This is a genomic window from Halobacillus sp. Marseille-Q1614, assembly GCF_902809865.1.
Taxonomy (GTDB): Bacteria; Bacillota; Bacilli; order Bacillales; family Halobacillaceae; genus Halobacillus_A.
In genome coordinates this window covers 2,708,116-2,734,185 of the sequence record NZ_CADDWH010000001.1, presented here as the reverse complement: position 1 = coordinate 2,734,185, position 26,070 = coordinate 2,708,116, and the positions used below count along the sequence as shown (strand labels likewise).

General features: G+C 43.3%; 21 protein-coding genes. 19 read left to right on the top strand and 2 right to left on the bottom strand.

The window, feature by feature from the left end; all coding sequences use genetic code 11:
* Nucleotides 1–3: 3 nt before the first annotated feature.
* Nucleotides 4–1,212: a Ger(x)C family spore germination protein gene (locus HUS26_RS13545; RefSeq protein ID WP_173917660.1), complete on the top strand. Its 1,209-nt coding sequence runs from the start codon at nt 4–6 to the stop codon at nt 1,210–1,212.
* An 83-nt stretch (nt 1,213–1,295) separates the two neighbouring features.
* The gene (locus tag HUS26_RS13540; RefSeq protein WP_173917659.1) at nt 1,296–2,390 is read left to right on the top strand and encodes a GerAB/ArcD/ProY family transporter; all 1,095 of its coding nucleotides are present in this window, start codon (nt 1,296–1,298) and stop codon (nt 2,388–2,390) included.
* A 617-nt stretch (nt 2,391–3,007) separates the two neighbouring features.
* On the opposite strand, the gene HUS26_RS13535 is transcribed toward HUS26_RS13540, so the two are convergent.
* Entirely contained in the window at nt 3,008–4,162 is a 1,155-nt protein-coding gene (locus tag HUS26_RS13535) for a PucR family transcriptional regulator (protein WP_173917658.1), read from the bottom strand.
* Between the two features lie 195 nt (nt 4,163–4,357).
* Here HUS26_RS13535 and HUS26_RS13530 point away from each other — a divergent pair, with 195 nt between their 5' ends.
* The 17 genes from HUS26_RS13530 (at nt 4,358) to HUS26_RS13450 (ending at nt 24,479) form a co-directional block, all read left to right on the top strand.
* Nucleotides 4,358–5,701 (top strand): aspartate aminotransferase family protein, encoded by a 1,344-nt coding sequence (locus HUS26_RS13530; RefSeq protein ID WP_173917657.1) that lies wholly within the window; start codon nt 4,358–4,360, stop codon nt 5,699–5,701.
* A gap of 16 nt (nt 5,702–5,717) precedes the next feature.
* A complete protein-coding gene (locus HUS26_RS13525) occupies nt 5,718–5,996 on the top strand; it encodes a YhdT family protein (protein ID WP_256371067.1) in 279 nt (92 codons plus the stop codon).
* Nucleotides 5,993–7,462 (top strand): sodium/pantothenate symporter, encoded by a 1,470-nt coding sequence (gene panF, locus HUS26_RS13520; RefSeq protein WP_173917656.1) that lies wholly within the window; start codon nt 5,993–5,995, stop codon nt 7,460–7,462. The genes HUS26_RS13525 and panF overlap by 4 nt, the downstream gene beginning before the upstream one ends.
* A gap of 3 nt (nt 7,463–7,465) precedes the next feature.
* Entirely contained in the window at nt 7,466–8,698 is a 1,233-nt protein-coding gene (locus HUS26_RS13515) for a M20 family metallopeptidase (protein WP_173917655.1), read from the top strand.
* Complete coding sequence (locus HUS26_RS13510) at nt 8,695–9,774, top strand: tartrate dehydrogenase (RefSeq protein ID WP_173917654.1); 1,080 nt, start codon at nt 8,695–8,697, stop codon at nt 9,772–9,774. The genes HUS26_RS13515 and HUS26_RS13510 overlap by 4 nt, the downstream gene beginning before the upstream one ends.
* Complete coding sequence (locus HUS26_RS13505) at nt 9,771–10,517, top strand: SDR family NAD(P)-dependent oxidoreductase (protein ID WP_173917653.1); 747 nt, start codon at nt 9,771–9,773, stop codon at nt 10,515–10,517. Before HUS26_RS13510 ends, HUS26_RS13505 begins: the two co-directional genes overlap by 4 nt.
* 3 nt (nt 10,518–10,520) lie before the next feature.
* Nucleotides 10,521–11,963, top strand: coding sequence for an aldehyde dehydrogenase family protein (locus HUS26_RS13500; protein ID WP_254434203.1), 1,443 nt, complete (start codon nt 10,521–10,523; stop codon nt 11,961–11,963).
* 180 nt (nt 11,964–12,143) lie between these two features.
* The gene (locus tag HUS26_RS13495; RefSeq protein ID WP_173917652.1) at nt 12,144–13,418 is read left to right on the top strand and encodes an ammonium transporter; all 1,275 of its coding nucleotides are present in this window, start codon (nt 12,144–12,146) and stop codon (nt 13,416–13,418) included.
* 16 nt (nt 13,419–13,434) lie between these two features.
* The gene (locus tag HUS26_RS13490) at nt 13,435–14,403 is read left to right on the top strand and encodes a DUF294 nucleotidyltransferase-like domain-containing protein (RefSeq protein WP_173917651.1); all 969 of its coding nucleotides are present in this window, start codon (nt 13,435–13,437) and stop codon (nt 14,401–14,403) included.
* Complete coding sequence (locus HUS26_RS13485) at nt 14,400–15,122, top strand: exonuclease domain-containing protein (RefSeq protein WP_173917650.1); 723 nt, start codon at nt 14,400–14,402, stop codon at nt 15,120–15,122. The genes HUS26_RS13490 and HUS26_RS13485 overlap by 4 nt, the downstream gene beginning before the upstream one ends.
* A 784-nt stretch (nt 15,123–15,906) precedes the next feature.
* A complete protein-coding gene (locus HUS26_RS13480; RefSeq protein WP_173917649.1) occupies nt 15,907–17,739 on the top strand; it encodes a sigma-54-dependent Fis family transcriptional regulator in 1,833 nt (610 codons plus the stop codon).
* Between the two features lie 180 nt (nt 17,740–17,919).
* Complete coding sequence (locus tag HUS26_RS13475; protein WP_173917648.1) at nt 17,920–18,930, top strand: thiamine pyrophosphate-dependent dehydrogenase E1 component subunit alpha; 1,011 nt, start codon at nt 17,920–17,922, stop codon at nt 18,928–18,930.
* Between the two features lie 3 nt (nt 18,931–18,933).
* Nucleotides 18,934–19,968, top strand: a complete 1,035-nt coding sequence (locus HUS26_RS13470) for an alpha-ketoacid dehydrogenase subunit beta (RefSeq protein ID WP_173917647.1) — start codon at nt 18,934–18,936, stop codon at nt 19,966–19,968.
* A 28-nt stretch (nt 19,969–19,996) separates the two neighbouring features.
* The gene (locus HUS26_RS13465) at nt 19,997–21,223 is read left to right on the top strand and encodes a dihydrolipoamide acetyltransferase family protein (protein ID WP_173917646.1); all 1,227 of its coding nucleotides are present in this window, start codon (nt 19,997–19,999) and stop codon (nt 21,221–21,223) included.
* Between the two features lie 16 nt (nt 21,224–21,239).
* Entirely contained in the window at nt 21,240–22,628 is a 1,389-nt protein-coding gene (gene lpdA, locus HUS26_RS13460; protein ID WP_173917645.1) for a dihydrolipoyl dehydrogenase, read from the top strand.
* Between the two features lie 30 nt (nt 22,629–22,658).
* Nucleotides 22,659–23,435 carry an acetoin reductase gene (locus HUS26_RS13455; protein ID WP_173917644.1) on the top strand — a complete coding sequence of 259 codons (777 nt, stop codon included), beginning with the start codon at nt 22,659–22,661 and terminating at the stop codon, nt 23,433–23,435.
* 168 nt (nt 23,436–23,603) lie between these two features.
* Nucleotides 23,604–24,479: a superoxide dismutase gene (locus HUS26_RS13450; RefSeq protein ID WP_254434202.1), complete on the top strand. Its 876-nt coding sequence runs from the start codon at nt 23,604–23,606 to the stop codon at nt 24,477–24,479.
* Between the two features lie 82 nt (nt 24,480–24,561).
* Here HUS26_RS13450 and HUS26_RS13445 read toward each other — a convergent pair whose 3' ends face one another.
* Nucleotides 24,562–26,061, bottom strand: a complete 1,500-nt coding sequence (locus HUS26_RS13445) for a sodium:solute symporter family protein (RefSeq protein ID WP_173917643.1) — start codon at nt 26,059–26,061, stop codon at nt 24,562–24,564.
* Between the last annotated feature and the right edge of the window lie 9 nt (nt 26,062–26,070).

Sequence of the window (26,070 nt, the reverse complement as noted above, 5' to 3'; positions counted from 1 at the left end):
TAGATGACAATTAAGCGTCCTTTATTAGGGGTACTGGTGGCGGGGCTGGTTCTATTAACGGGATGCTGGGACCAAAATGAATTAGGGGACGTGGCATTGGTGGTAGGAATGGGAGTCGATAAGACGGAGGATGATCTATATCATGTCTCTTATCAGATTGTAAACCCTGGACATGTAAGTGGTGGAGAAATCGCCCAACGTGGAGAGGGACCAGCGGTTGTCACCTACAGTGTAGAAGGAAGCACCTTATTTGAGACCACAAGGAAAATTTCAACAAAAATTCCTCGTAATCTTACTTTCTCCCATATGGTTGTGCTTATAATCGGGGAAAGTCTGGCAGAAGAGAACGGGCTTATCGAAGTTATGGACTTTACTGAAAGGTTCTACGGGTTTCGATCAACCTCCCGTGTTTTTCTTGCGAGAGATGTTCAAGCCCAATCTATTTTAAGTATGCTTAATTCATTGGAAAGAGTTCCGGCGATGAAAATTCAGGAAACCTCGAAAAAAACAGCGGAAGTGTGGGGAGAAAATCCGGAACAGAATATCAATGAAGTAGTTCAAACATTGAATAATGAAAGCAAGGGAACTTTATTAAACGGGATCACCCTGATCGGCAATCTAGAGGAGGGCCAGAAATCTGTAAAAGATCAACAAGTTACGCCATCCTCTTTTATTGAAATAAAAGGATTGGCTCTATTAAAGGATGGAAAACTGAAAGGCTGGCTTGATGATAAGGAAGCTCACGGTGCGGCATGGGTGAAAAATAAAATTGATAAAACGGTGGTCACATCTCCATGTAATGAAAATGATGAAGTTATGGCTGTGGAAGTTCGGAATACTAAAACAGATTTGAATGCAGTGATAAGGAACGGTGACCCGAAGATCACAATAAATATCCGCGGAGAGGGAGCCTTGCAGGAGGCAGCGTGTCCGTTAGATCTGACTGAGCCTGGAGTTATATCCAAGCTGAATACTAAATTTGAATCAGAGATTGAACAGGAAGTGACTGCAGCTGTCAAGCTTGCTCAAGAACAACAAAGCGATATTTTTGATTTCGGTGGTGTGATAAATCGACGCGATCCAAAAGAATGGAAGAAATTGAAGGATGATTGGTCAAACACTTTTAGCGAGTTGGATGTTGATGTGAAGGTTGAATTTTTCATTCGCGGTACGGGTCTAAGAACAAACCCTTTAATCCTTGAAAAGAAATAAAAGCGGGCAAAGATTATGAGTGAGTATTTTGTGGTCTAAATATAGTTTTACTTTTTGAAATCCCTTAGAGAGGGGCAGCTGATGTGGAAAAAGCCAAAGTGAACGGCTGGCAGTTATTTATATTAATGGTTTTATTCGAAATTGGGACAGCTATCGTTATTCACCCGGGAGTTGAAGCGAAAAAGGATGCCTGGATAGCTGTATTTTTGGGGTTAATCATCGGCCTGTTGTTTTTTCTCGTATATTATGCGCTTTATCGTCTCTATCCTGATCTTTCACTGACAGGCTATATAAAGCAAATACTCGGTAAGTATATAGGAGGAGCCCTTGGGATCTTGTACTTGTTTTACTTTTTATATATTGCATCGAGGGATCTGCGCGATTTTGGCGAACTATTAACAGCTTCGACTTATATCTATACTCCTATATTTGTGATTAATGCGATCATGATACTCACTATTGCTTTTGTATTGTGGAAGGGAATTGAAGTGCTGGCAAGAACGGGGGAAATTTTCTTTGTCTTCTTAATGCTTATTGGCTTTATAGGAACAACTATGGTTCTTGTTTCCGGAAATATTGATTTTAATCAATTACTCCCCATCTTGGAAAATGGCTGGGCCCCCGTTTTGATGGCACTCCCAGTTACCTATACTGTTCCATTTGGGGAAATGATTGTTTTTGCCATGTTACTCCCTTACTTAAATCGCCCTCAATTGGGCCTTAAGGCAGGCTGGTCAGCCATCAGTTTTAGTGGAATTCTCTTAACGTGGGTTGTCGCGATGGACATTGCTATTCTAGGTGCTTATGTAACCAGCCGGTCAGCTTTCCCATTGTTGACTGCCATAGGACTGGTTGATATGCCCGGTCTTTTCCAGCGTTTAGATGTGGCAGTTGTCATGACCCTCATAATCGGTGGTTTTTTCAAGATTGCCATCTTTTTTTACGTGGCGCTGATAAGTGCTGCAGAACTTTTCCGAGTGCCCACATATAAACAGTTAATCTTTCCATTCAGTCTTGTTATTTTATTTTCCTCCATGACAATGGCCAGTAGTTTTGTCGATCATATTAAAGAAGGCCTTGAATTCGTTCCTTTTTATGTTAACCTCCCTTTTCAAATGGGGATTCCTTTGCTTTTACTCGTTATCGCCTTGACCCGAAGGCATTTCAAGTCCTATTAAGATTTGTACTTATCTCTAATAGCGTATATGATCGGGCCGGCGAGTGTACATACAAATAATATAATGAGAAGTAAGTACTCAAAGGGTTTCATCACCCAAAAAGGATTGAAGAGGTTGTTTATGGCTGTAGTCTTATAGCTGCCCATTATCAAATCGATCCCTAAATTGATCATTAGCATAATAATAGTTGTAAAAAAGAAAATGAGGATAATTTTCATGAATAACTCACTCCATTTTTTATTATTATGTGTGCAGGAATAAAGTCTATACAGTTATAAATGGAGAGTGCTTTTTAATTAATGGTCCTATTATTTTAATGGGAAAAGGGAGATCATTCTTTTTTTCCAAAGAGTCACGCGGTATTCGTCCCCTTTGACTTGGGAGTAACAAAAAACATTCCTCCTTCCTTTCTAAGTGGTAAGAAAGATAAAACTGAAACAATAAGCAGGCAAATTGACGAAAGTCTTAAGGTTCCTAAAAAAGGAACCTTTTTTGTTTGGGAGAATGGGTTATTTTAAGAAGAGCCAGCCGTTATTTAAGAATAAAACAAATCTTATTTAACAATGTGAGCCCGATACTTTAAAATAATCAATCTTTCATTTAGAATAATCTCTTTGTTAGAGGAACAAGGCTATCTTCTTATAATCAGATCCATCATCATTAAGCATCCAGCTCAGCAGAATTTCCAAAACGATTTTTCGTTCCCCTTCCAGATAATCTTTGCCAAGCAGCTCCTCAATCTTACTTAAACGGTGGTAGAGCGTCTGTCTTACAATAAATAGATGGTCTGCCGCCATTTTTTTATTTAAGCTGCACTTTAAGTAAACGCCGAGTGTAAGTATCAGTTCAGTATTATGGAGTTGGTCGTGCATGATCAAGTCGCCAAGATACTCATCCACCAGTGGTTGTATTTGACCGCTCTGGATGATCGGAAGAAGAATTTTTTCAATATGAAGATCTTCATAGGCAAGGTTGTTTTTTGAGAGATGATAATTGGCGATCGTTTTTGTCTTCTTTAGGCTTGTCAGTGACTGGTTTAATTCTTCATATGTATGAAAAGGTGTTCCAAAAAGAATAGTGGCCTCAGAGGGCACTTGAGCACGGATTTTATTCAGTATTCTTTTTTTTAGAGTTTTGGTGTCTTTATAGCGGTCTACGAACATAAAAAACGTGGCAGGAACAGAATGAAGAGGGCTGGAGATCCATCTCAACTCATCTTCCTTCATATAAAGCTGTTCATTATTAATATTTCCTAATACAAGGACGAAGTAGCCAGGCAAATTATCTTCCAAAGACAAGGACGCCCATGCATGTTCTGACAGCTTTTCTGTATTCCAAAATTGTATGAGCTGCTGAGAACTGTTGAAATTTTGTTCGGGATAATAAATGGTGTCATAGATGTCTTTGGTGATATCAATAAATCTGACCTGTTCATAAAAAACAATCAACGGAAAGTTGTGTTCATCAGCTATCCTGATTACTTGGTCGGGCAGTTCAGTGGTATGAGAAAAAAGCTCGATACATAATCCAGAAGCTTTATTTTCTATTAATTGGCGAAGTAAATTAATGGCTGATTGAGGATCATCTTTCCAGCCGATCCCCGTGGTGAGAATGAGTTCACCACCATTGATCAGCGCTGATATATCATTAACTTCTAGGATGTGTGCCCATAAGACAGGTTGGGTTGTCCCTTTTCTTCCGGCAATAAGACTCGCCCTATGAAAACATGGCATGGAGAGGATCATTTCAATAGTTAAATGTTGGCGTGACACTTTGGTTTACCTCCTCTGAGTGGACACTGTGTAAAATGTTCTTCTTAAACTATTCGTATAGTGTCTAATGAATTGTAAGGGTTTACACATTACAATGAATTTTAAATATTCACAATAATTGTAAAAAAATTCAGGGCAGAAGGGAAATTATCCGAGCTGACAATTGTGTAAATTCAGCAGAATAGGAGGGCGGAAATGAATAAGGTTAAAACATGGATTGAGAGAGATCACGACAACATCATGCATGGAATGACTCCTTTTCGAAAGAATCCGTTGATTGCAAAAAGTGCGAAAGGGTGCTTTGTAGAAGATACGGATCAAAATAAGTATTTGGATGCAATGAGCGGACTTTGGTGTGTGAATGTTGGTTATGGACGGGAAGTATTGGCGGAGGCAGCTCATAATCAAATGGTAGAGATGTCTTATTATCCGCTTGTTCATAGTCATAAGCCTGCGATAGAGTTGGCGGAAAAGCTTAATTCATGGCTGGATGATGAGTATGTTTTCTTTTTTTCTAACAGCGGGTCTGAAGCAAACGAAGCAGCTTTTAAAGTGGCGAGGCAATACTTTCACCAAAAGGGTGAGTCTGAGAGATACAAAGTTCTTTCAAGATACCGTGCGTATCACGGCGGGACATTAGGAGCACTTGCGGCCACGGGCCAGGCTCAGCGGAAATATAAATATGAGCCGCTGGCGGCCGGATTTATTCATACGGTGCCGCCGGATTGCTATCACTGTCCATTAGGGAAGCAGCCGACAACCTGTAATCACGAATGTGCAGATATGGTCGAGCAGACAATGACATGGGAATTGGACGAAACGGTGGCCGCAGTCATCATGGAGCCTTACATAACAGGAGGCGGGGTTTTTGTTCCACCTGAAGGTTACTTGAAGAAGGTTAGGGATATATGTGATCGGCATGGTGTCTTGCTGATCATAGATGAAGTCATCTCGGGATTCGGTCGAACCGGAGAGAAGTTTGGCTTTCAGCATGAAGGAATCAGCCCTGATATTATAACGATGGCTAAAGGTGTGACAAGCGGATATTTACCGTTATCTGCAACAGCCGTCCGAAAAGACATTTATGATGCTTTTAAAGAGGAAGGGGATTATAATCACTTTCGTACGGTCAACACGTTCGGCGGAAATCCCTCAGCATGTGCCCTGGCTTTGAAAAACATAGAAATCATTGAAGAAGAAAATTTAGTGAAAAATTCAAGAATCCGAGGCAAGCAATTGATAGATGAACTGGCTGAGCTGAAGAGTCATCCTCATGTAGGAGATATTCGTTCGAAAGGACTTGTGATTGGAATCGAGTTAGTGAAGGATCAATCTTCCCGAATACCACTCGAAGAAGAAAGGATTAATAAAGTAATTACGAGGTGTAAAGAACTTGGTGTGATAATAGGGAAAAATGGTGACACGGTTGCTGGTTTTAATAATGTCTTAACTATTGCTCCCCCTTTAATAATTGATGAAGGAACTGTACGTTTTTTAAGCGGAGCCATAAAACGGGCCATTCAAGATTCTTGTTTCTAATAAAGGAGTGAATGATTTGAAAAAAGAAAAGATAGATCCTCGCTTTAAGATCGCTCATCGTGAGGCTTTAATGGGTGTAGGGCTGGTTATTTTTAATTTTATTTGGTGGTTCGGTTTTGCTTACGGCCTGGGATCGAAATCACCTGAAGAGTATTCGTTTGTATTTGGACTGCCGGCATGGTTTTTCTATAGCTGCGTTCTGGGGTTTATAGTGATGTCAGTGCTGGTCATTGTGATCGTAAAATTTTGGTTTACTGATGTTTCTTTTGATGAAGAAGGGGGCGATCATACGTGAATTGGGCTGTCATTATTCCACTGTTATTATTTTTAGTCGTCATTTTCTTCATCGGATTTTGGGCGAGCAAGTTCGTAAAATCATCGGATTCTTTCTTATCTGAGTATTTCCTTGGAGGAAGGGAACTAGGCGGCTTCATTCTAGCGATGACGATGATTGCGACTTACGGAAGTGCCAGCAGCTTTATCGGCGGGCCTGGAGTCGCTTATACCCAAGGATTTGGCTGGGTGCTTCTTTCGATGTCGCAGGTAGCTACAGGTTATTTCGTATTAATGATCCTTGGTAAAAAATTCGCAATCATGGCACGGCGTTACAACGCAGTGACATTGATCGACTTTTTAAAAGAACGCTATCAAAGCAAATGGGTCGTGCTGACTTCTGCTTTTAGTATTATCATCTTCTTGTTCTCTGCAATGGCCGCCCAATGGGTCGGTGGTGCCCGGTTGATAGAATCTTTGACGGGAATCTCCTACTTAGGCGCATTATTCATCTTCGCTATTTCTGTACTGGTCTATGTCATTATTGGCGGATTCCGTGCTGTGGCTGTGACGGATGCTGTGCAAGGCATCGTCATGCTGGTCGGTACGCTTGTTCTGTTGATAGCTGTTGTTATTGCAGGAGGAGGAGTTTCAAACATCGTAGCTGATCTTCAAGCGGAAAATCCTAACTTGATTACGCCTTACGGATTCGATGGCAATCTAAGTGCGGCCTATGTATCTTCCTTTTGGCTCCTTGTCGGTGTAGGGGTTGTCGGGCTGCCGCAAGTAACCGTCCGAGCGATGTCTTATAAAAATTCGAAGGCGATGCACCGTGCCTTAATCATAGGTACTGTTGTTGTTGGCTTTATCATGCTCTTTATGCACTTAATTGGTGTTTTTGCACGTCCCATCCTTCCTGGCATAGAAGTAGGAGATAAAGTAATGCCGCTGATTGCACTGGAAGTTTTGCCTGCTTGGGTGGCTGGTATTGTACTGGCTGCACCGATGGCAGCGATCATGTCTACGGTCGATTCCTTGCTTCTGTTAGTCAGTTCCTCAGTAGTAAAGGACGTGTATTTGAATTATATTGAACCGAAAGCTTCTCATGAGAAAGTGAAAAAGCTGAGTATGGGTGTGACAGCTATTCTTGGAATCGCAGTCTGTCTGATGGCACTTGATCCTCCTAATCTCCTAATCTGGCTGAATCTTTTTGCGTTCGGAGGGTTAGAAGCAGCATTCATCTGGCCGGTTGTACTAGGCCTTTATTGGAGCAAAGGAAATAAGCATGGCGCGCTGGCGTCGATGCTGACAGGGATTTTATCTTATACATTGTTTCATAACTTCTATCCTGAAGCATTTGGTATGCATACAGTTGTACTGCCAGTCGTCTTGTCTTTCCTGGCATTTATTTTAGTCAGCTTAATCACCGCAAAAAATGCAGGAGCAGGTACAGGCAGCAATTACGATAGCTTAGAAAGGAGCATGTAATTCATGATAAAAACAGAGCAGTCTAAACGCATATTACGGGACCGGGAAGAAGTAATTTCCTTAACCCAGCGGTTAGTACGAATTTCGAGTGTTTATCGTCCAAGTGTTGAAGGAGGGAACGAGGAAAAAGCAGCTAATTTTGTAGCTGACTATTTGGAGAAGTTAGGCATTGAAGTCCATGTCGAAGAGGTGGTTCCTGGACGGCCGAACGTCATAGGAATCATAGATTCAGGTAAACCCGGGAAGACGCTGTTGTTTGAAGGGCACACAGATGTGGTGACAGAAGGAGATCATGAGCAGTGGAATTACCCTCCGTTCAGTGCAGAAATTGTGGACGGCCGAATGTATGGAAGAGGGACAAATGATACGAAAGGCAACCTTTCCTGCATGATTACAGCGGTACACTCTCTGCTTCAGGATGAAGAGGAATGGAGCGGTAAAATCATCCTCTGTATCCCTTGTGATGAAGAAGGCATGATGATCGGAATCAAGCACTTCATTGAACAAGGATGGGCAGACGATGTCGATGGAGCAGTCATTTGTGAACCGGAAGAAAATCAAGTATGTATTACCCAGCGGGGTGCGATGAGAATTCGACTGACGGCCTATGGAAAAATGGCGCATGGGGCGATTTCATGGAGCGGTATCAACCCGAACTGGAGAATGGCACGAATGATCGTGGAGCTTGAGAAACTGGAGAAAAGAGAGCAGGAACGCCTTGGTAAGCACCCATTGCTCGGCTGGCCTAGTATTACGCCAACCATTCTGCAAGCGCCTGTAAAAGGGGAGGCACAAATTAATGTTATTCCTGAACAGTGTATGACGACTTTGGATGTGCGTACAGTTCCAGGGTTTGATCATGAGGGTTTTAAAATAGAATTGCAGGAAATCATTGATAAGCTGGCAGCCGAAGATGAAGATTTCCAAATGGATTTCGAAGTAATCGAGGACCGGCCATGGACAGAAACGGATATGAACGAAGCTATCGTCGATTCTGTCTCCTGGGCTGTGAAAAATGTAACCGATAAAGAACCTGTTTACAATGGAGTACCGGGTGCCACAGACGGAACCTTCCTGCACTTAGCGGGAGTTCCGATCGTTACGATCGGTGCCGGAGACAGAGAGGTTCCTCATCAAATCAATGAATACGTCGATATTGAGGAACTGGCGGAAACGACTGAAATTTATCGCCAAACAGCCCTCCACTTTTTAAATGAAAAGGGTGAGGCAAAATGATAGAGGAACCTTCAATCGCTATTTTACCTGGTGATGGTATAGGCCCCGAAGTTATGGATGAAGCTGTAGCTCTTCTTAAGGACATTGAAGAGTATGATCCGTCTTTTTCCTGTGAGATGACGAGCTTTCTCTGGGATTCGAATTATTACTTGGAGAATGGGAGAATGATGCCGGAAGATGGGCTGGACCAGCTTCGTTCTTTCGACGCCATTCTTTTTGGTGCTATGGGTGCTGCGCATGTTCCCGATGATGTTACAGTATGGGAGTTCATCATGCCGATTCGGAAAAATTTTCAACAGTATATCAATTACCGCCCTGTGAAGAAGCTTAGAGGCATACAGTCGCCGCTTATCAACAGTGATGCGGTAGATTTTGTAATTATTCGGGAAAATGCTGAAGGAGAGTATTCCAATTCCGGAGGAAAGCTTTACGAATACACGGAGGAAGCGGTGGCTATTCAAAACACGATCATGACGGAAAAAGGAATTAAGAGGGCTGCCCAATTCGCTTTTGAACAGGCGAGGGAAAAAGGAGTCAAGCTCACGAATGCAACGAAGTCAAACGCCGTCATCCATACGATGAAATTTTGGGATGAAGTCGTCGAAAGAGTATCAAAAGAATATAAAGATGTTCATTATGAAAAGGTATATATTGATGCGTTAGCTGCACTGTTCGTTCAAAAGCCGCAGTCATTCGGTGTAGTATTTGCCTCGAATTTGTTCGGAGATATTTTATCTGACCTGGGATCTGCCTTAGTCGGCGGGCTGGGAGTCTCGCCTTCCGCAAACATTAATCCAACGGGTGAGTTCCCATCCATGTTTGAACCTGTACATGGTTCAGCTCCGGATATAGCGGGGAAAGGAATCGCCAACCCTATGGCTCAAATTTGGTCAACAGCTTTGATGTTAGAACATTTAGGCAGAAGTGATCTACATCAATTAATTATTAATGCTATAGTAAAAGCGCTGGCTGAAGGGTTTAAAACAAAGGATTTGGGCGGAGATCATTCCACCACGGAAATGGGAGCTGCCATAAGGAAATACGTGGTGAAACAATTACAGGGGGCTGTCGTATGAAATTAAGAGATCATTCTATCGTTGTTACAGGGGCCAATGGCGGGATGGGCCTTTCCATAGTAAACATGTTACTCGAGAGTGGCGCGAAGGTCACCGCCTGTGATATTAACACAAACAACCTGAAAGAAATTAAAACTGAGCATTTGCTTGTGAAAGAAGGAGACTTGTTAGATGAAGGATATATCAAGCAAGTTTTCGAAGATACTCAGTCTAAGTTCGGGAAGGTCGATGGACTAGTTAATGCAGCTGGTCTTGCTCAAAAAGCTGCGCCTATCGAAACAGTCAGCTTAAATGAATGGAAGAAACTCATGGATATCAACGCGACGACGCTCTTTTTAACATGCCGTGAAGCGGCTCAACATATGAAACAGAAACAGCAGGGTTCCATCATTAATATCGCATCGATCTCTGCTGTAAGGCCTCGTCCTGGACTGCAATCTTATATCGCTTCAAAAGGAGCGGCGGAAAGCTTTTCTAAGGCGTTGGCAATTGAGCTGGCAGAGCATCAAATCCGTGTGAACACTGTGCATCCTGGTCCGTGTGATACCAATATGCTTGGTCAATTTGCGGCTGATGGCACCAATATTGAACAAGCGAAAGAAACGGTGTTCAAGCAAAGTGTTCCGATGGGGAGACTCCTGACACCAACTGATATAACCGCAGCTGTGTCATTTTTGTTAACAGATGATGCAAAAATGGTTACTGGCGCAGTGCTGAATGTTGATGGTGGAAGGGGGCTTTAAGACGTGAAAGAAATGTTGATGTACATTAATAATGAATGGAAAGAAGCTAGTAATAAAGAATTTATTAACGTTAAAGATCCAGCTGACCAGTCGGTTTACGGAAAAATCCCTCGAGCGGGTAAAGAGGATGTGAATCAGGCGGTAAATGCTGCAAGACGGGCATTTGAGAATCCTGAGTGGAAAAAGTTCAAACCCCATGAACGGGGATATATTTTAAATAAAATGGCAGAGAGAATTCGCAGGGATAAAGAAACGCTCGCACAGCTTGAGACCCAGGATGTAGGTAAACCCTTAAGTCAATCGATGGCTGATGTAGAAGCCGCTGCCCGTTATTTTGAGTTTTATGGAGGAGTAGCTGATAAAATCATGGGAGAAACCATTCCAGTCGAAGATGGGATTCTCGACTTTACGGTTCGTGAGCCCGTTGGCGTTACTGCTCATATCGTTCCCTGGAATTACCCAATTCAAATTGTTTCCCGTAGCGTTGCGGCAGCTATTGCTGCTGGAAATACCGTCGTTGTTAAAAGCGCGGAAGATACTCCAGCTACGGCTCATTGTCTGGCGCAATTTTTTGAAGAACTGAATTTAATTCCTGGGGTCTTCAACCTGGTTACCGGTTACGGAAAGGAAGCCGGGGCTTATCTATCCGGTCATCCTGATATAAATCACGTTACTTTTACAGGATCAGTTCCTACAGGAATAGCGGTAATGAAGGCAGCTGCAGAAAATATTGTGCCTGTGACATTAGAGCTTGGCGGTAAATCGCCAAATATAGTGTTCGCTGATTGTGATCAAGATGCCGCTATGCAAGGTGTCGTTAAATCTATCATCCAAAATGCAGGTCAAACCTGTTCAGCTGGATCTAGATTGTTAATAGAGAGACCAATAAAAGATAAATTTCTGGAAAAAGTAAAAGATGCTTTTGAAAAGTTGTTAGTTGGTCCAGGGATAGAAGACACAGATATTGGACCTATTTTATCCCAGTCCCAATTTGAAAAAGTTATGAACTATATAGAGCAGGCGAAAACGGACGGGAAAATGGTAGCAGGCGGACACCGGGTTGAGGTGAATGGAAATGAAGGAGGATTCTACATACAACCTACGATCATTGATGCACTTGATCATTCCCACCCCGCTGCTCAAGAAGAAATTTTTGGCCCGGTATTGACTGTATTTAGCTTTGACCAAGAAGAAGAAGCTGTTCGTCTCGCCAATGACACAGAGTATGGGCTGGTCACAGGCGTCTGGTCAGAAAATATTAATAAAGCCCACCGTCTTGCAGACTGCATTAAATCAGGACAGGTATTCATCAATAATTTCGGGGCAGGCGGCGGAATCCAAATGCCGTTTGGAGGCTTTAAAAAAAGCGGATTTGGCCGTGAAAAAGGATTGGAAGCCCTGAAAAATTATACAACTGTTAAAAATGTAGCGATTAAGTATAAGTAATTCTTGAAAAAATCCGTGTATGAGCTCAACAAACTCATGCACGGATTTTTTTGTTCCAATAGCTATCTTCTAGTTAAGGAAAAAAATTTAAAAAAACATTTGTGTTAATTTTCAGACTTTGGTATCATATCTTATAACACTAGATGTAATAAAACCTAACACAAGAGGAGAGAACTTATAATGGATGCTACTTTTTTGATGAACAACCTTTGGATTGTGGTCTGTACGATTCTTGTTTTATTTATGCAGGGCGGGTTTATCCTTCTTGAAGCCGGTTCAACGAGAATGAAGAACGCCGGTCATATTGCGGGTAAGACGGTTTTCACCGTAGGAATTGTGTCACTTGTATTCTGGGCAGTAGGTTATGGGCTGATTTATGGGGAAGGTAACTCAATTATTGGTTTCTCTGATTTCTTCTATGGTGATGCGACGACGATGGGAGAAGGGCTTGCGGGTTCTGTTGATTTCTTCTTCCAACTGGTATTTGCAGCGATTGCGATGACGATCGCGTTTGGCGGGTTTGCTGAGCGTGCGAAGCTAGTCGCTTATGTGATTTTTGCAATTTTATTTTCTATCGTTGTTTACCCAGTTGTTGCTCACTGGATTTGGGGCGGCGGCTGGCTTGCGGAACATGGGAAGCAGGACTTCGCCGGGTCAACAGTTGTCCACTTAACAGGGGCGGCTGCAGCCTTGGCAGCAACAATGATTTTAAAACCTCGTATTGGGAAGTACAATAAAGATGGATCTTCCAATGAAATTGCTGGTCATAACCAGGTGTTTACGGCTCTTGGTGTACTCATTCTCTGGGTTGGCTGGTTTGGATTTAACGGCGGAAGTACATTTGGTGTAGAGGATGCTTTCTTCGGGTATGTTGCACTTAATACTCAGCTGGCTGCCGGTGCAGGAGCCATTGGTGCGATGCTTATGGTATGGGCAGTTACAGGTAAGGCGGATGTGCCGACAACCTTGAATGGAGCTCTGGCGGGTCTTGTAGCGATTACCGCATCTTGTGCCTTTGTTGAGCCATGGGCGGCTGTCATTATTGGTCTTGTTGGGGGAGCGTTCGTATTCTTCAGTATGAGATTTTTTGATAAGAGAAGAATTGATGATCCGATCTTTGCTCTTTCTGTGCACGGAACGGTTGGTGTCTGGGGTACATTGTCTAACGGATTATTCGCCACGCCGGAATTAGCAACCGTCGGACGTCCTGGACTTTTCTACGGCGGAGGTTTTGAACAGCTTGGAGTTCAGGCGCTTGGGGTTGTAGCCTGCGGTCTGTATGCTTTTATCGTTTCATGGATTATCTTAAAAGTTATGGATAAAGCGATGGGCGGCCTTCGTGTTAGTGAAGAAGAGGAGATTATGGGTCTTGATTTAAGTGAGCACGGCGGATACGGTTATCCAGAGAATCTAACGCCTCCTGAAACTAAACAGAAAACGAGAGCTGGAGCTTAAAAGGAAAGGATAATATATGGGCAAAACCTATGAAGATCTTAAGAAATGGCGGCAGCAAGAGATCCAGTCTGCTGCTGCCGGACATTTTCAATTAAATGCCTTTCATGATGAACTGATGAAGGAAACATTTCAGATCGCTCAGGCAAAGGTAGAAAGTGAGCAGGGAAAACCTCCTGCTCCTTTTGCGTTTTTTCTGATGGGGAGTGCAGGAAGGTTTGAACAGCAGGTGTTAAGCGACCAGGATCACGGCATTGTGTTCGATGGTGACGAGTCTTCACGGGAATATTTTTTAAAACTGGGCACCGAGATAAGTGAAGGATTGGCGATTGTCGGCTATGAACTTTGTGAAGGTAAAGTAATGGCTTCCAATCCATTATGGTGCCAATCGATCACTTCCTATAAAAATCAAATTACCGCTTGGCTTGATGAAGCCAGCTGGCAGACGCTTCGCAATTTCTCTATCCTGTTTGATTCCCGTGTCTTAGTTGGAGAGGAAGAATTTTTGAGTCGTTTAAAGTGGGAAGGCTTCTCTAAGCTAGAGAACGACCCGCGCTTGTACTCACGGCTGATCGATAACTTTGAGTTTATTAAAAAGGGTGTCGGTTTTTTCGGACAGCTGCTTCCTGAGCAGCGTAATGGCATGAAAGGAGACATTCACATAAAGGAAACGGTTTACTTTCCTTACGTGAATTCCTTAAGAATCCTTGCCTTTAAACAAGGGATAAGAACGGCTTCAACTTTAGAGAGGTTTAAAGCTTTATCGGATGCTTATCCATTCCTTAGAGGCTATCAGGATGATTTTCTAAAGCTGCTTGAGTTTCGTCTAAAGTTAAAAAAAGAAGCATCGACCTATGAAAAAGTCCACCTGCTGGAGATTGACCGTTTATCCAAACAGGAGAAACAGAAGCTGAAACGCCTGATCAAACGCGGCAATCAGCTTTTTTCAAAAACCAAATCAGTTCTTAAAGAAGAGATTCCCTCATGAATCCATTCGTTCAATTTGTAAAAGATTTGTCCGGCAGGCTGGGTAGCGGCTTTTCTTCGTTAAACCAGAATGACCCTTCAAAAGTTGCGTACGTAAGAAATCTGGAACGGGAAATGAAAAACAGAAATGTGCTGGACATCCCGTTTGACGAGCTGCATGTAGTGGTGTTTGATTTAGAAACGACGGGTTTTTTTCCGTATAAAGGTGATCAAATCCTGTCGATTGGTGCTGTAAAGGTGGAAGGCACAGAAATCCAGGAAGAGGAAATATTCTATTCGCTCGTAAACAGTGAGGCCGAACCCTCTAAAGAGATTGAAGAGTTAACCGGAATTACAAAAGAAATGCTGGAGAGTGCTGATACGCTGCGCGACGTATTAAAAGACTTTTATTCCTTTATAAAAAGCGATGTATTAGTCGCCCACCATGCTAATCATGAGAAACAGTTCATGAACCATGCGACATGGCTGGCGCTTAGGAAAAACTTTCAGCACCGCATTGTCGATACTTCGTTTTTAACAAAAATTCCTCATCAGGATAAGAATCTTGTGAGCCTGGATGAGTGCTGTGAACATTATGGGATAAACAATGAACTGCGTCACCATGCTTTACATGATGCGAAGGCTACGGCAGAGTTATGGGTGAAGAGTATTCGTGAAATTAAAGAGATGGGGTTTGAGAACTTGCAGGATGTGTATACGTATCTTGCCTCAAATGGGTAAAAAAAGCTTCTCACTTGTGGAGGCCACTGAAGAACTGCCAACTATTCAAATTATGAAAGAAAAAACAGGGCGCTTGGAATCAAATGATTCCAAGCGCCCTGTTTTTATATGTCATGGCCCTCTGTATTCGCATGCCTCTAAGACCCGAAGATGAGGCACACTCCTCCACATCAAAGTAATAGGTATCCCGAAAGCTTATAAATGGTCTTAAAAAGAAGATACTTAAACATCCGAATAGGGTGAATGGCGTTGCGTCCATTAGCCCTCATATTGGCTGAAGTTCATGGATAATTGACGGTCTATCATCCAATCCCTCACTTTTTATGTAATACTCCTATTGTACAAGAAAAAAGAGTGACTTTCTTTTATAAAGAAAATCACTCTTTTCAGATTAGCCTCTGTTGATTACACGATGAGCGTTCGGTGGTGACGCCTGCGGGAACAGCGCGAGCCGAAGATCCAATTGGTCAAGTGATCTTCTTGACCAAGTTAGCTGAGGCCGTGCCCGCGGCAAGCATCCACCGACAAGCGGTTCTAAACAACAAACTTAACAGCTCTTTTAGGTTAGAAAGGACTTTTTCAGTGGCCTCCACTTGTGAGAGGCTTTTTAAGTTTTAAAGCGAGTAGATTCCCTTTAAGTATGTTTGCTAAGGGGAAGCATCACAGAAGGCTGTATTTGTCGAAATTACTTATCAAAAATACTTTTTTATAAAGAGGTTTTAAAAGTATTAAATCGAACTATAGAGGAAAAGGTCCTAAATTCTATGGGAGAGGTGAAGCTAACGTGCTGGACCAAACTACAAAAGGAGATTGGAAACGCTTTGTGCAGGAAGGTGTATTGGATGAGTCACGGATAAACGAACGAATTGCAGCGTCCTGGAACCATTGTAAACAACTTGGCGTAGATCCTTACAATGGGAAAGGCAATCAATTATTGTCTTTAGAGGAGTTAAGAAAGAGGCGTAAAGAAAATAGTCGTTTAATGAAATTGGCCGAGCCCTTCATGAAAAAGCTTGAAGTGATGTACCAAGATTCTAACGTGGTTTTACTCCTGATCGACCGGGAGGGTTATGTCCTGCGTATGGCAGGCGAAAAAAGGGTGAAGGCTTTTGCGGAAGATATTAATTTCAGAGAGGGCGTTCAATGGACGGAAGAACAAGTGGGGACAAATGCGATTGGAACAGCCCTTGCGATTGGTGAATCGATTTGTATCAAGGGGGTGGAACACTTTTCGGTAGCTTCGCAGAATTGGAGCTGTTCGGCTTCGCCCATAAAAGATGAGAATGGTGAAGTGATGGGGGTCCTGGATATCTCTAGTCCCTATATTCCAGATTACCATGATCATTTATTAGCGACGGTGGTTTCGGCTGCCTATGCCATTGAAACAGATTGGAAGAATATGATGAAAGAGGAAGAGCTTGCTCTTATAAATTATGGGATAAAAGAAGAAAGGGAAGGATCAGACTCATTTATTCTGTATAATCGAAGCAATCGGATCGTCTATAAATCGCCTGCTGTAACAGATCATTTACCGGAACAGTTTCAAGGTGACGATGCTGAATTCCCTAAAGAGATCAATAAGTTTCCTGTTTTGTCTGGGGAGACAAACGATATTATTGGCCACCGGATTTCCTGGACGAAGAAGCAGTTAAAAGAACCTGCCGCTCATAGGCGGAATACATCATTTACCTTTCAAGGAGCCGTCGGGAAGAGCCATGCTTTTCAATCTGTTTTAAAACGAGCAGAAAAGGCAGTCCACTCTAGTGTAACCATCCATATTTCAGGAGAAACGGGAACAGGAAAAGAAGTGATGGCACGCTCTATCCATGATAGTACGAATTCGAAAGCTCCTTTTGTTGCTGTAAACTGTGGAGCATTACCTGAAAACCTGCTTGAAAGTGAACTGTTTGGGTATGTACCAGGTGCATTTACGGACGCTCAAAAAGGCGGGTATGAAGGTAAGATCGTACAGGCAAATGGAGGCACTCTTTTTTTAGATGAAATGGGGGATATCTCATTAAAAACACAAGTTACTCTGCTGCGTACATTACAAGAGAAGCAGGTGGTTCCACTCGGCGGGAAGAAACCAATTCCTGTTTCCTTTCGGCTTGTGACCGCTACGAATAAGAACCTTGGGGAACTTGTGAAAAATGGAACCTTTCGAGAAGATTTATATTACCGCATCTATGTATATCCACTCCACATGCCGGCTCTAAGAGAACGAGTAGAAGATATACCTGATCTGATCCGCTGCTATTTCCAAAAACGAAACTGGTCCTTCCGATGGCCAGATGAAGCGGTGAAGACATTGCAAAACTATCATTGGCCAGGTAACATACGTGAGCTTTTCAATGTATTAGAAGGCGTCCATACTGAGAGTGGCACGCTTGCACCGGCCGTTACCCAAATAGAGTCGTACATTCGGAAAATAACCCCTTTTGAATATGAGGAAAGAGAACCTGCTGATTCCTTATCTTATCGTGAGCAAATGGAGAAAGATTATATTGAGAAAGCCCTGAAGCAGCATGGAGGACGTGTTTCTGCGGCAGCTCAGCAGCTCAATATTCCCCGCAGCACTTTTTATCGGAAATTGAAGAAGTATAAGTTGGACAGATGAGATGAAATGAGACAAAATGAGACAATTTCCCGTTTTGTCTCATTTTTTTGTCGTCTGATGAAAAGATAACCCTTATAATGTAAGCGTTTTCTTGATTGGCATGAATTTTGCATCTATAAAAGTAAGAGCGTCCCACAGCATATGCCAAAGGGCGTGACAAATTATAAGGAGGCGGCATGTATGAAAGTGTCGGAAATCCAGCAAAGTTCTTTAACCTCAGAAAAAGCGAAGTGGATGTATCAGAAGATGGTGGAAATTCGTCGTTTTGAAGATCAAGTCCATGAAACATTCAGTACAGGAACAATCCCTGGCTTTGTGCATTTATATGCAGGGGAAGAAGCAGTAGCTGTAGGGGTATGTGCTCATTTGGATGATAAGGATTATATCACAAGTACACACCGTGGACATGGACATTGTATCGCCAAGGGCTGTGATCTAAAAGGAATGATGGCCGAAATCTACGGAAAATCGACAGGGCTTTGCAAAGGAAAAGGCGGGTCGATGCATATTGCTGATGTAAGTAAAGGAATGTTAGGAGCTAACGGAATTGTTGGCGGCGGCTTTCCGCTTGCTGCAGGCGCTGGCTTGACAGCCAAATTTAAAAAAACCGGAGGAGTGGCCGTTTGCTTCTTTGGGGATGGCGCGAATAACCATGGAACATTTCATGAAGGAATCAACCAGGCGGCCATCTGGAACCTGCCTGTCATTTTTGTGGCAGAGAATAACGGATATGCGGAAGCGACGCCATTTGAGTATGCTTCAAGCTGTGAATCGATTGCTGATCGAGCGAGTGCCTACAACATCCCTGGTGAAACAGTAGATGGAAAAGACACCCTTGCTGTTTATGAAGCGGCTCAGCGAGCTGTAGAGCGTGCGCGCAGAGGAGAAGGACCAAGCTTGATAGAGTGCAAGACTTATCGTAACTATGGACACTTTGAGGGTGATGCGCAGACTTATAAGCTGCCGGAGGAAAGAGAAGAGCATCTTGAAGCCCTCGATGCTATTATCATGTTCCGCGAGAATCTCATTTCTAGTAACTTAGCTTCCGAAGAAGATTTACATGAAATTGATGATAGTGTCCGCCAGGCTATTGAGGATGCCGTTGAATTTGCGGAGAAGAGTCCAATGCCGGAAGCGGATCAACTGACAACTGACGTTTATGTGAACTACATTCCAGGCGGGGAGGAATAAATAATGGGCAGAGAAATTACTTTTGCTGATGCTGTTAATGAAGCCATCCGGGAAACTATGAGAAACGATGAAAATGTGATCTTGCTTGGAGAGGACGTAGCAGGCGGAGCAGAAGTTGATCACCTTCAAGATGAAGATGCATGGGGAGGCGTTATGGGGGTCACGAATGGGCTTGTCCAGGAGTTTGGGAGAGATCGTATCCTTGATACTCCCATTGCAGAAGCCGGATATGTGGGAGCTGCCGTCAGTGCTGCAGCTACAGGAATGCGCCCGATTGCCGAATTGATGTTCAATGACTTCATCGGCAGCTGTCTTGATGAAGTGATGAACCAGGGAGCGAAATTAAGATACATGTTTGGCGGTCATGCCAAAATTCCGCTGGTCATTCGCACGATGCACGGAGCGGGCTTTCGAGCTGCAGCTCAGCATTCGCAAAGTCTCTACGGCATGTTCACTGCTATTCCGGGAGTTAAGGTGGTTGTGCCTTCATCACCTGCTGACGCGAAAGGGCTGTTGATATCAGCCATTGAAGATGACGATATGGTTGTATTTTTTGAAGATAAAACGCTCTATAACGTAAAAGGCGAAGTACCAGAAGGACATTATACGATTCCGATCGGTAAAGCTGACATCAAGCGTCAAGGAGACGACCTGACGATTGTCGCGATTGGCAAACAAGTACAGACAGCGCTTGATGCAGCTGAGAAACTCGCGAGCAAAGGGATAGAAGCGGAAGTTGTGGATCCCCGCAGTCTATCACCACTAGATGAGAATACGATATTAAAGTCTGTGCAAAAAACAAGCAGGCTGATCATTGTAGATGAAGCTAATCCGCGCTGCAGCGCAGCAACCGATATTTCTGCCTTAGTAGCGGATAAAGGCTTCGACTTTTTGGATGCACCAATCAAAATGGTTACTGCTCCCCACAGCCCTGTACCGTTCTCGCCAGCTTTAGAGGATTTATATTTGCCATCACCAGAGAAGATTTTAGCCGTAGTTGCCGAACTCATTGATGATGAATCAATTGTAGCTATTTAATATTAATCCATAAAGGAGTGTGGAAGCCATGGCAGAGAAAGTGGTGATGCCTAAGTTTGGAATGAGCATGAAGGAAGGCACCGTTGCCGAGTGGTTGAAACGGGAAAATGAACCAGTGAAAAAAGGGGAGCCGATTGCTACAATAAGCTCTGAGAAGTTAACGAATGAATTAGAAGCACCGGCCTCAGGGATCGTTTTAAAGATCACGGCTGACGTAGACGAAACGATAAACGTGGGAACTACATTAGCTTATATCGGAGAAGAAGGGGAAGATGTTAACGATAATTCCGAGGAGCCGGCAAATCAGAACTCTTCTGAGGGAAGCCAGGGTTCTGCAGCCGTCATGACTCAAGCCAAACCAGCGGCTGTTACTGATACAAAAAGGGTCAAAATTTCTCCGGCGGCTAAAAAAATGGCCAAGATAAATAATGTCTCTATCAACGAACTGAAAGGAACCGGACCTCAAGGACGGATTACGAAGCAGGATGTCCAGGACTATATGGACAGTGCTCCTAGGATCGAAGAGGAAGATAACAACGAGGAGCCTGTTATTTCTGAAAAAACGTCGAAAGCAGTTTCTGTAAGAGGAATGAGAAAAGTAATTGCAGAGAGAATGCATCAAAGTCTAAAGGAAAGTGCTCAGCTTACGATAATGAGAAAAGCGGATATAACCGAGCTTCTTGCCATTCAAAAACAGGCGAAATCAGAATTGCAATCCACCGGGTCTGACTTTTCTTTAACATTGACGGCTTTTATCGCAAAAGCCACTGTGCTAGCGCTTAAGAAGCATAAGGCTGCCAATAGTTCCTATATTAATGACGAAATCCATACGTATCATCAAATCCATCTGGGATTAGCCACGTCTCTCGATGAGGGGCTGGTCGTTCCTGTCTTATTTAATGCAGACAATCATTCGGTATTGTCTCTTGCTGAAAATATTTATTCGCTCAGTCAAAAAGCCAGGGATAACCAGCTTTCAAGTGACGATATGAAAGGGTCGACATTTACGATTACAAATTTGGGAGCTTCAGGGATCGAGTACTTTACACCGATACTAAACTCGCCTGAAGCAGGAATCTTAGGTGTAGGAGCTTATCAAAAGAATCTTGTATTGCGAGACGGCGAGGTGCAGGAAAGGACCGAATTGCCGCTTAGCTTAACCTTTGACCACCGAGTGCTTGATGGAGATCCAGCCAGCTCCTTTTTAACCGATATTATTTGTTACTTGGAACATCCTTACCAAATGCTGCTGTAGGAAAGGATGAGTAAAGATGATAACTACGGATGTTCTTATTATCGGGGCTGGGCCAGGCGGGTACGTGGCGGCGCTTCGAGCTGCCCAGTTAGGAAAGAAGGTTACGATTGTAGAAAAAGCAGGGCTTGGAGGGACATGTTTAAATGATGGATGTATTCCCTCCAAAGCCCTTATAGAAGCAAGCCATTATGCGGTTCTGCCAAATAAAGCGGCACAAGCAGGCGTGCTTTACGGGAGTGTGTCGGTTGATTTTGGAAACCTGCAGGATTGGAAGAATTCGATCGTCCATCAATTGACGAGTGGTGTGGAAGGACTTCTGATCAGCAGGAATGTTTCTATTATAAAAGGAGAGGCTTCTTTCCTGGACCCTTATACAGTATCGATAGCGGGAGAGAGAGAAACGTTAGTATCTTTTTCAAACTGTATTATCGCTTCAGGATCTAAGCCTGTAAACGTGCCGTCTTTTCCATTCGGTGATCGTATTCTTTCTTCGACAGAAGCCCTTTCTTTAAATGAAAAGCCCTCCTCGTTAGCTATCATTGGGGGAGGATACATTGGAATCGAACTTGGAACGGTGTTTGCTAACTTCGGAACGCAAGTAACTATGTTTGAGGGAATGAACACCATTTTATCAGGGTTTTCCGAGGATATGTCCTCTCTCGTATATAACGAACTTGCCGCAAAAGATAATGTCACGATCCATACCAATGCAAAAGTGAACAGCATCGAAAGAAAAAGTGAAGAGGTCGTGATTGAAGCCGAAGTTGACGGAGATCTTAAAAAGGCAAATGCAGACTATGCCCTGGTCACTGTCGGCAGGAAACCAAATACCGACCAATTACAACTGGAAAAGGCGGGTGTCCATATCACGGAAAGAGGCTATATTCCAATAGATACGGAGTGCCGGACGAACAAATCTCATATATTCGCTATAGGAGATATAACGCCTGGGCAGGCACTTGCTCACCGTGCATCGCTGCAAGGGAAAATGGCAGCAGAAGCCATCAATGGGGATGCAATTGATGCTACCGATTACGTTATTCCAGCGGTGGTGTTCTCAGATCCGCCACTTGCTGTCGTTGGCCCCTCTGAAGCCGAACTTAATAAAGCCGGCTGGGAGTTCGAGGTTCATAAATTCCCTTTCAACCATAATGGCAGAGCATTGACGCTTAGGGAGGATAAAGGATTCGTGAAATTAATGATCGACCCTCGAGACCAAACGATCTTAAGTGCTGAGGTTGCGGGTCAAGGAGCTCCTGAATTAATTAATGAACTTTCCCTAAGCATTCAGTCTGGTTTGACGGCAGAAGATGTCTCCCTTGTCGTACATGCTCATCCTACATTAGGTGAGAGTATTCTGGAGGCTGCAGACAAAGCAATAGGATTCCCTGTTCATAGTTTATAAGACTTGTAATATAAGGAAGAGAGAAAAATAATGGCTGACCAGAAAGTTGCAGTGGTTACAGGTTCCGGACAAGGTATTGGAAAAGGAATAGCACAAAGGCTTGCAGGTGATGGTTTCATTGTAGTGATTAACGATTTAGATAAGGAAACGGCTGAAGAAACAGCAAATGAATTGAAAGAGCGAGGGAAAGAATGTCTTGCTATTTTAGGTGATGTAAGCAATAGAGAAGATCAGTTTGCTTTGGTTAAACAAACAGTAGATCAATACGGCCGTCTAGACGTATTCGTCAATAATGCTGGAATTGATCAAGTCGCCCCCATGCTGGAAGTAACGGAAAAAGACCTCGAAAAAATTTATAGGGTGAATGTTTTTGGGGTGATCTATGGCATGCAAGCGGCCGCAGAACAAATGAAAAACCAAGATGGCCGCGGCAAGATTATTAATGCCTGCAGTATTGCCGGCCATAAGGGTTATAGTTTACTTAGTGTATATTCCTCAACGAAGTTCGCAGTCCGAGGGCTTACTCAAGCAGCAGCACAAGAACTTGCTCAATTTGATATTAACGTCAATTCCTACTGTCCTGGAATTGTAGGAACATCTATGTGGGAGCGGATTGATGAAAAAATGGCCCACTATATGGACCTTAAACCTGGAGAAGCTTTTCAGAAGTTTTCTGAATCCATAACTCTTGGCAGAACAGAAGAGCCGGAAGATGTGGCCAACTTTGTATCGTATCTGGCTTCTTCTGATTCTGATTACATGACAGGGCAATCCATCTTAATTGATGGAGGCGTAGAATTTATTTAATAGGGTTAGATGCTAAAAGTTGAATTCAAATTAAAAAACCGACTTCCTTCATATAAAGGAGTCGGTTTTTTATTTAGCCGCTTTCTCGGAATTTAGGAAGTTTTAAATAGTACTGTTTCAGTAATGGAGGTGCATATAGTAATACAGTGACAAAAGGAGGGAGCAGCCTTGAGTGAAAATCAGGCGCTGGTTAAATATCTGCGTGACATGGAAGTATGGGCCAATGATGTGGCGAAAGGATATGATTCAAAAGCACTTTCTGAAAAGGAGTCGCTGCAGGAAGATCTTGATGTTCTGCTGGACCAGATCGAGGAATGCAGTCAGGATTTAGCTGCTTTCAACCTTGAAAAGGCTTGGGAACTAGAACAGATTGCTGTAAAGGTGAATCAGCGTTTCAGCAGTGAAAGACAGGACTCACCCGTCCCCATTGGCGGTCATACCCTGCCGCCGCTGCCATATGGATATGATGCACTGGAGCCGTATATCAGCGGAAAGATTATGCGGCTGCACCATGACAAGCACCATAAGAGCTATGTGGACGGCTTGAATAAAGCCGAAAAAGAGATGGAGAAAGCAAGAAAAAATGGCAGCTATGATTTAATTAAGCACTGGGAGCGGGAAGCGGCATTTAATGGAGCAGGACACTATTTACACACAATCTTCTGGGATGTTATGAGTCCGCAGGGAGGCGGGAAGCCAGGCGGTGAGCTTTTAAAGGAGATTGAAAGAAGCTTTGGGAGTTTCCAAAAGTTTAAGGCGCATTTCTCTGAAGCTGCAAAAAAAGTGGAAGGTGTTGGCTGGGCGATTCTCGTTTGGGCACCAAGGTCTCATAGATTAGAGATTTTGCAGGCTGAGAAGCATCAAAATTTAAGCCAGTGGGATGTCATTCCCTTGATGCCGCTTGATGTTTGGGAGCATGCGTACTATTTGCAGTATGAAAATGATCGAGGGAAATACGTGGATAACTGGTGGAATGTGGTCAATTGGAACGCGGTAAGGGATCGTTATCAGAAAGCTAAACAGGTGAAATGGCAGAAGTTTTAAATAAATCGATAAAATACGATTTCCTGGGAAATAAAATAACAAAAACCGACTTCCTTCGAAATAGGAAGACGGTTTTTGTTATTTAGCTGGTTTTCTTTAGAGCGAGTTCTCTGTCAGCCTCTTGTGCTGTTAAGCTGCTGACAATCCCCATTACGATGAACGCAGCCGCAGAGCTTATGAACATGGCAATGAAAATGTTTCCGATTAGACTCTGTGTTGTAAAAAGCACATAAAGGGAAGCGCCGGTAATCAATGAAGTGATAGCGCCATAATTATTCGCTTTGTTCCAGAAATACCCGAGTGTGATCGGGGCGATGATTCCGGAAATAATCGCGGAATAACTGAACTGGATAAGGAACGCCAGTGAATCTGGCCGGTCGAGCGATAGATAAAGAGATGCAAGACCAACAAAGATGAGGGATCCTTTCGCTACTTTCAGAGATTGATTCTCCAGCTTTTTCTCGCTGATTTTTTTAGAAGACAGGATAGGCGCGACCACTCGATATAAGTCGTTGCCGATACTTGTCGTTACACCTAGATACAGACTGTCGGTACTAGAAAGAATCGCAGAAATAATTCCTACAATCATAATCGCGGCAATAAAGCTTGGGAAAGCTTCAATTACATAAGCCGGAATCGCTGCGTCTGCACTCTGTAAGGATGGGAATAGCACCCGGGCGGCTAGTCCGCCTAAAACCATTAAGGTTGAAATGATACATAGGATAATCCCTGAGGACAGTGTAAATGGCGCAAGGTCCTCTTCATTTTCAAGAGATAGTACTTTATTTAACAAGTGCGGCATTAATACAAAGCTGAACAGCATAAACTGCACGGCCATGATTGCTAAGGCGCTGTTATATGGGCCGCCGCTTGCTACGGCCGCTGTCAGGTTCGGATCAATCGCGTTCAAACGGTCAGTTAAGACGCCAAATACATTTAACCCGCCGCCAATCGTCCACAAGAACGAGACAACAACTAGAATAGAAGTCAGTGCCATAAGGATTCCTTGAATCCCATCAGTAATCATCTGGGCGAAAGCACCGCCAAGTCCGATATAAACAATCGTAATCGCGACACCGATAATAATGCCCCAGAAATAAGGGATGCCGATCACGGTTTCAAAAATAGTAGCCAGTCCAACATTTTGACCGACAATATAATAAACATTGAATAAAATTAATAATGATACCAGTGCTTGCAAACCTTTAGAATTGTATCGTTTCCCCAGCCATTCAGGCAGAGTAGAGACACGGCCGAACTTTTTACCGTAACGCCAGAACGTTTTGGCAAAAAGAAGCAGGGCCACCCATGAAACACCGAAGCATCCGAGTGTGTACCAAAGGACGGCGGTTCCGTACTGATACGCTAAGCCCGGAACACCAATAAACAAGTTGGCACTTGCATAAGAGGTGGCGAAGCTTGCCCCTACGAGCCACGGGTTGACTTTACCTCTTGCAGTGGCGAATCCGGACATCGACTTACTGTGTGCACTTCCTTTTTTACCAATCCATGTGACGAGGCCAAAATAAGCAATCATGAGAATAATGACAGTCCATAATAAGGTATTCGATTCGTTAAGCATTTATCTTTC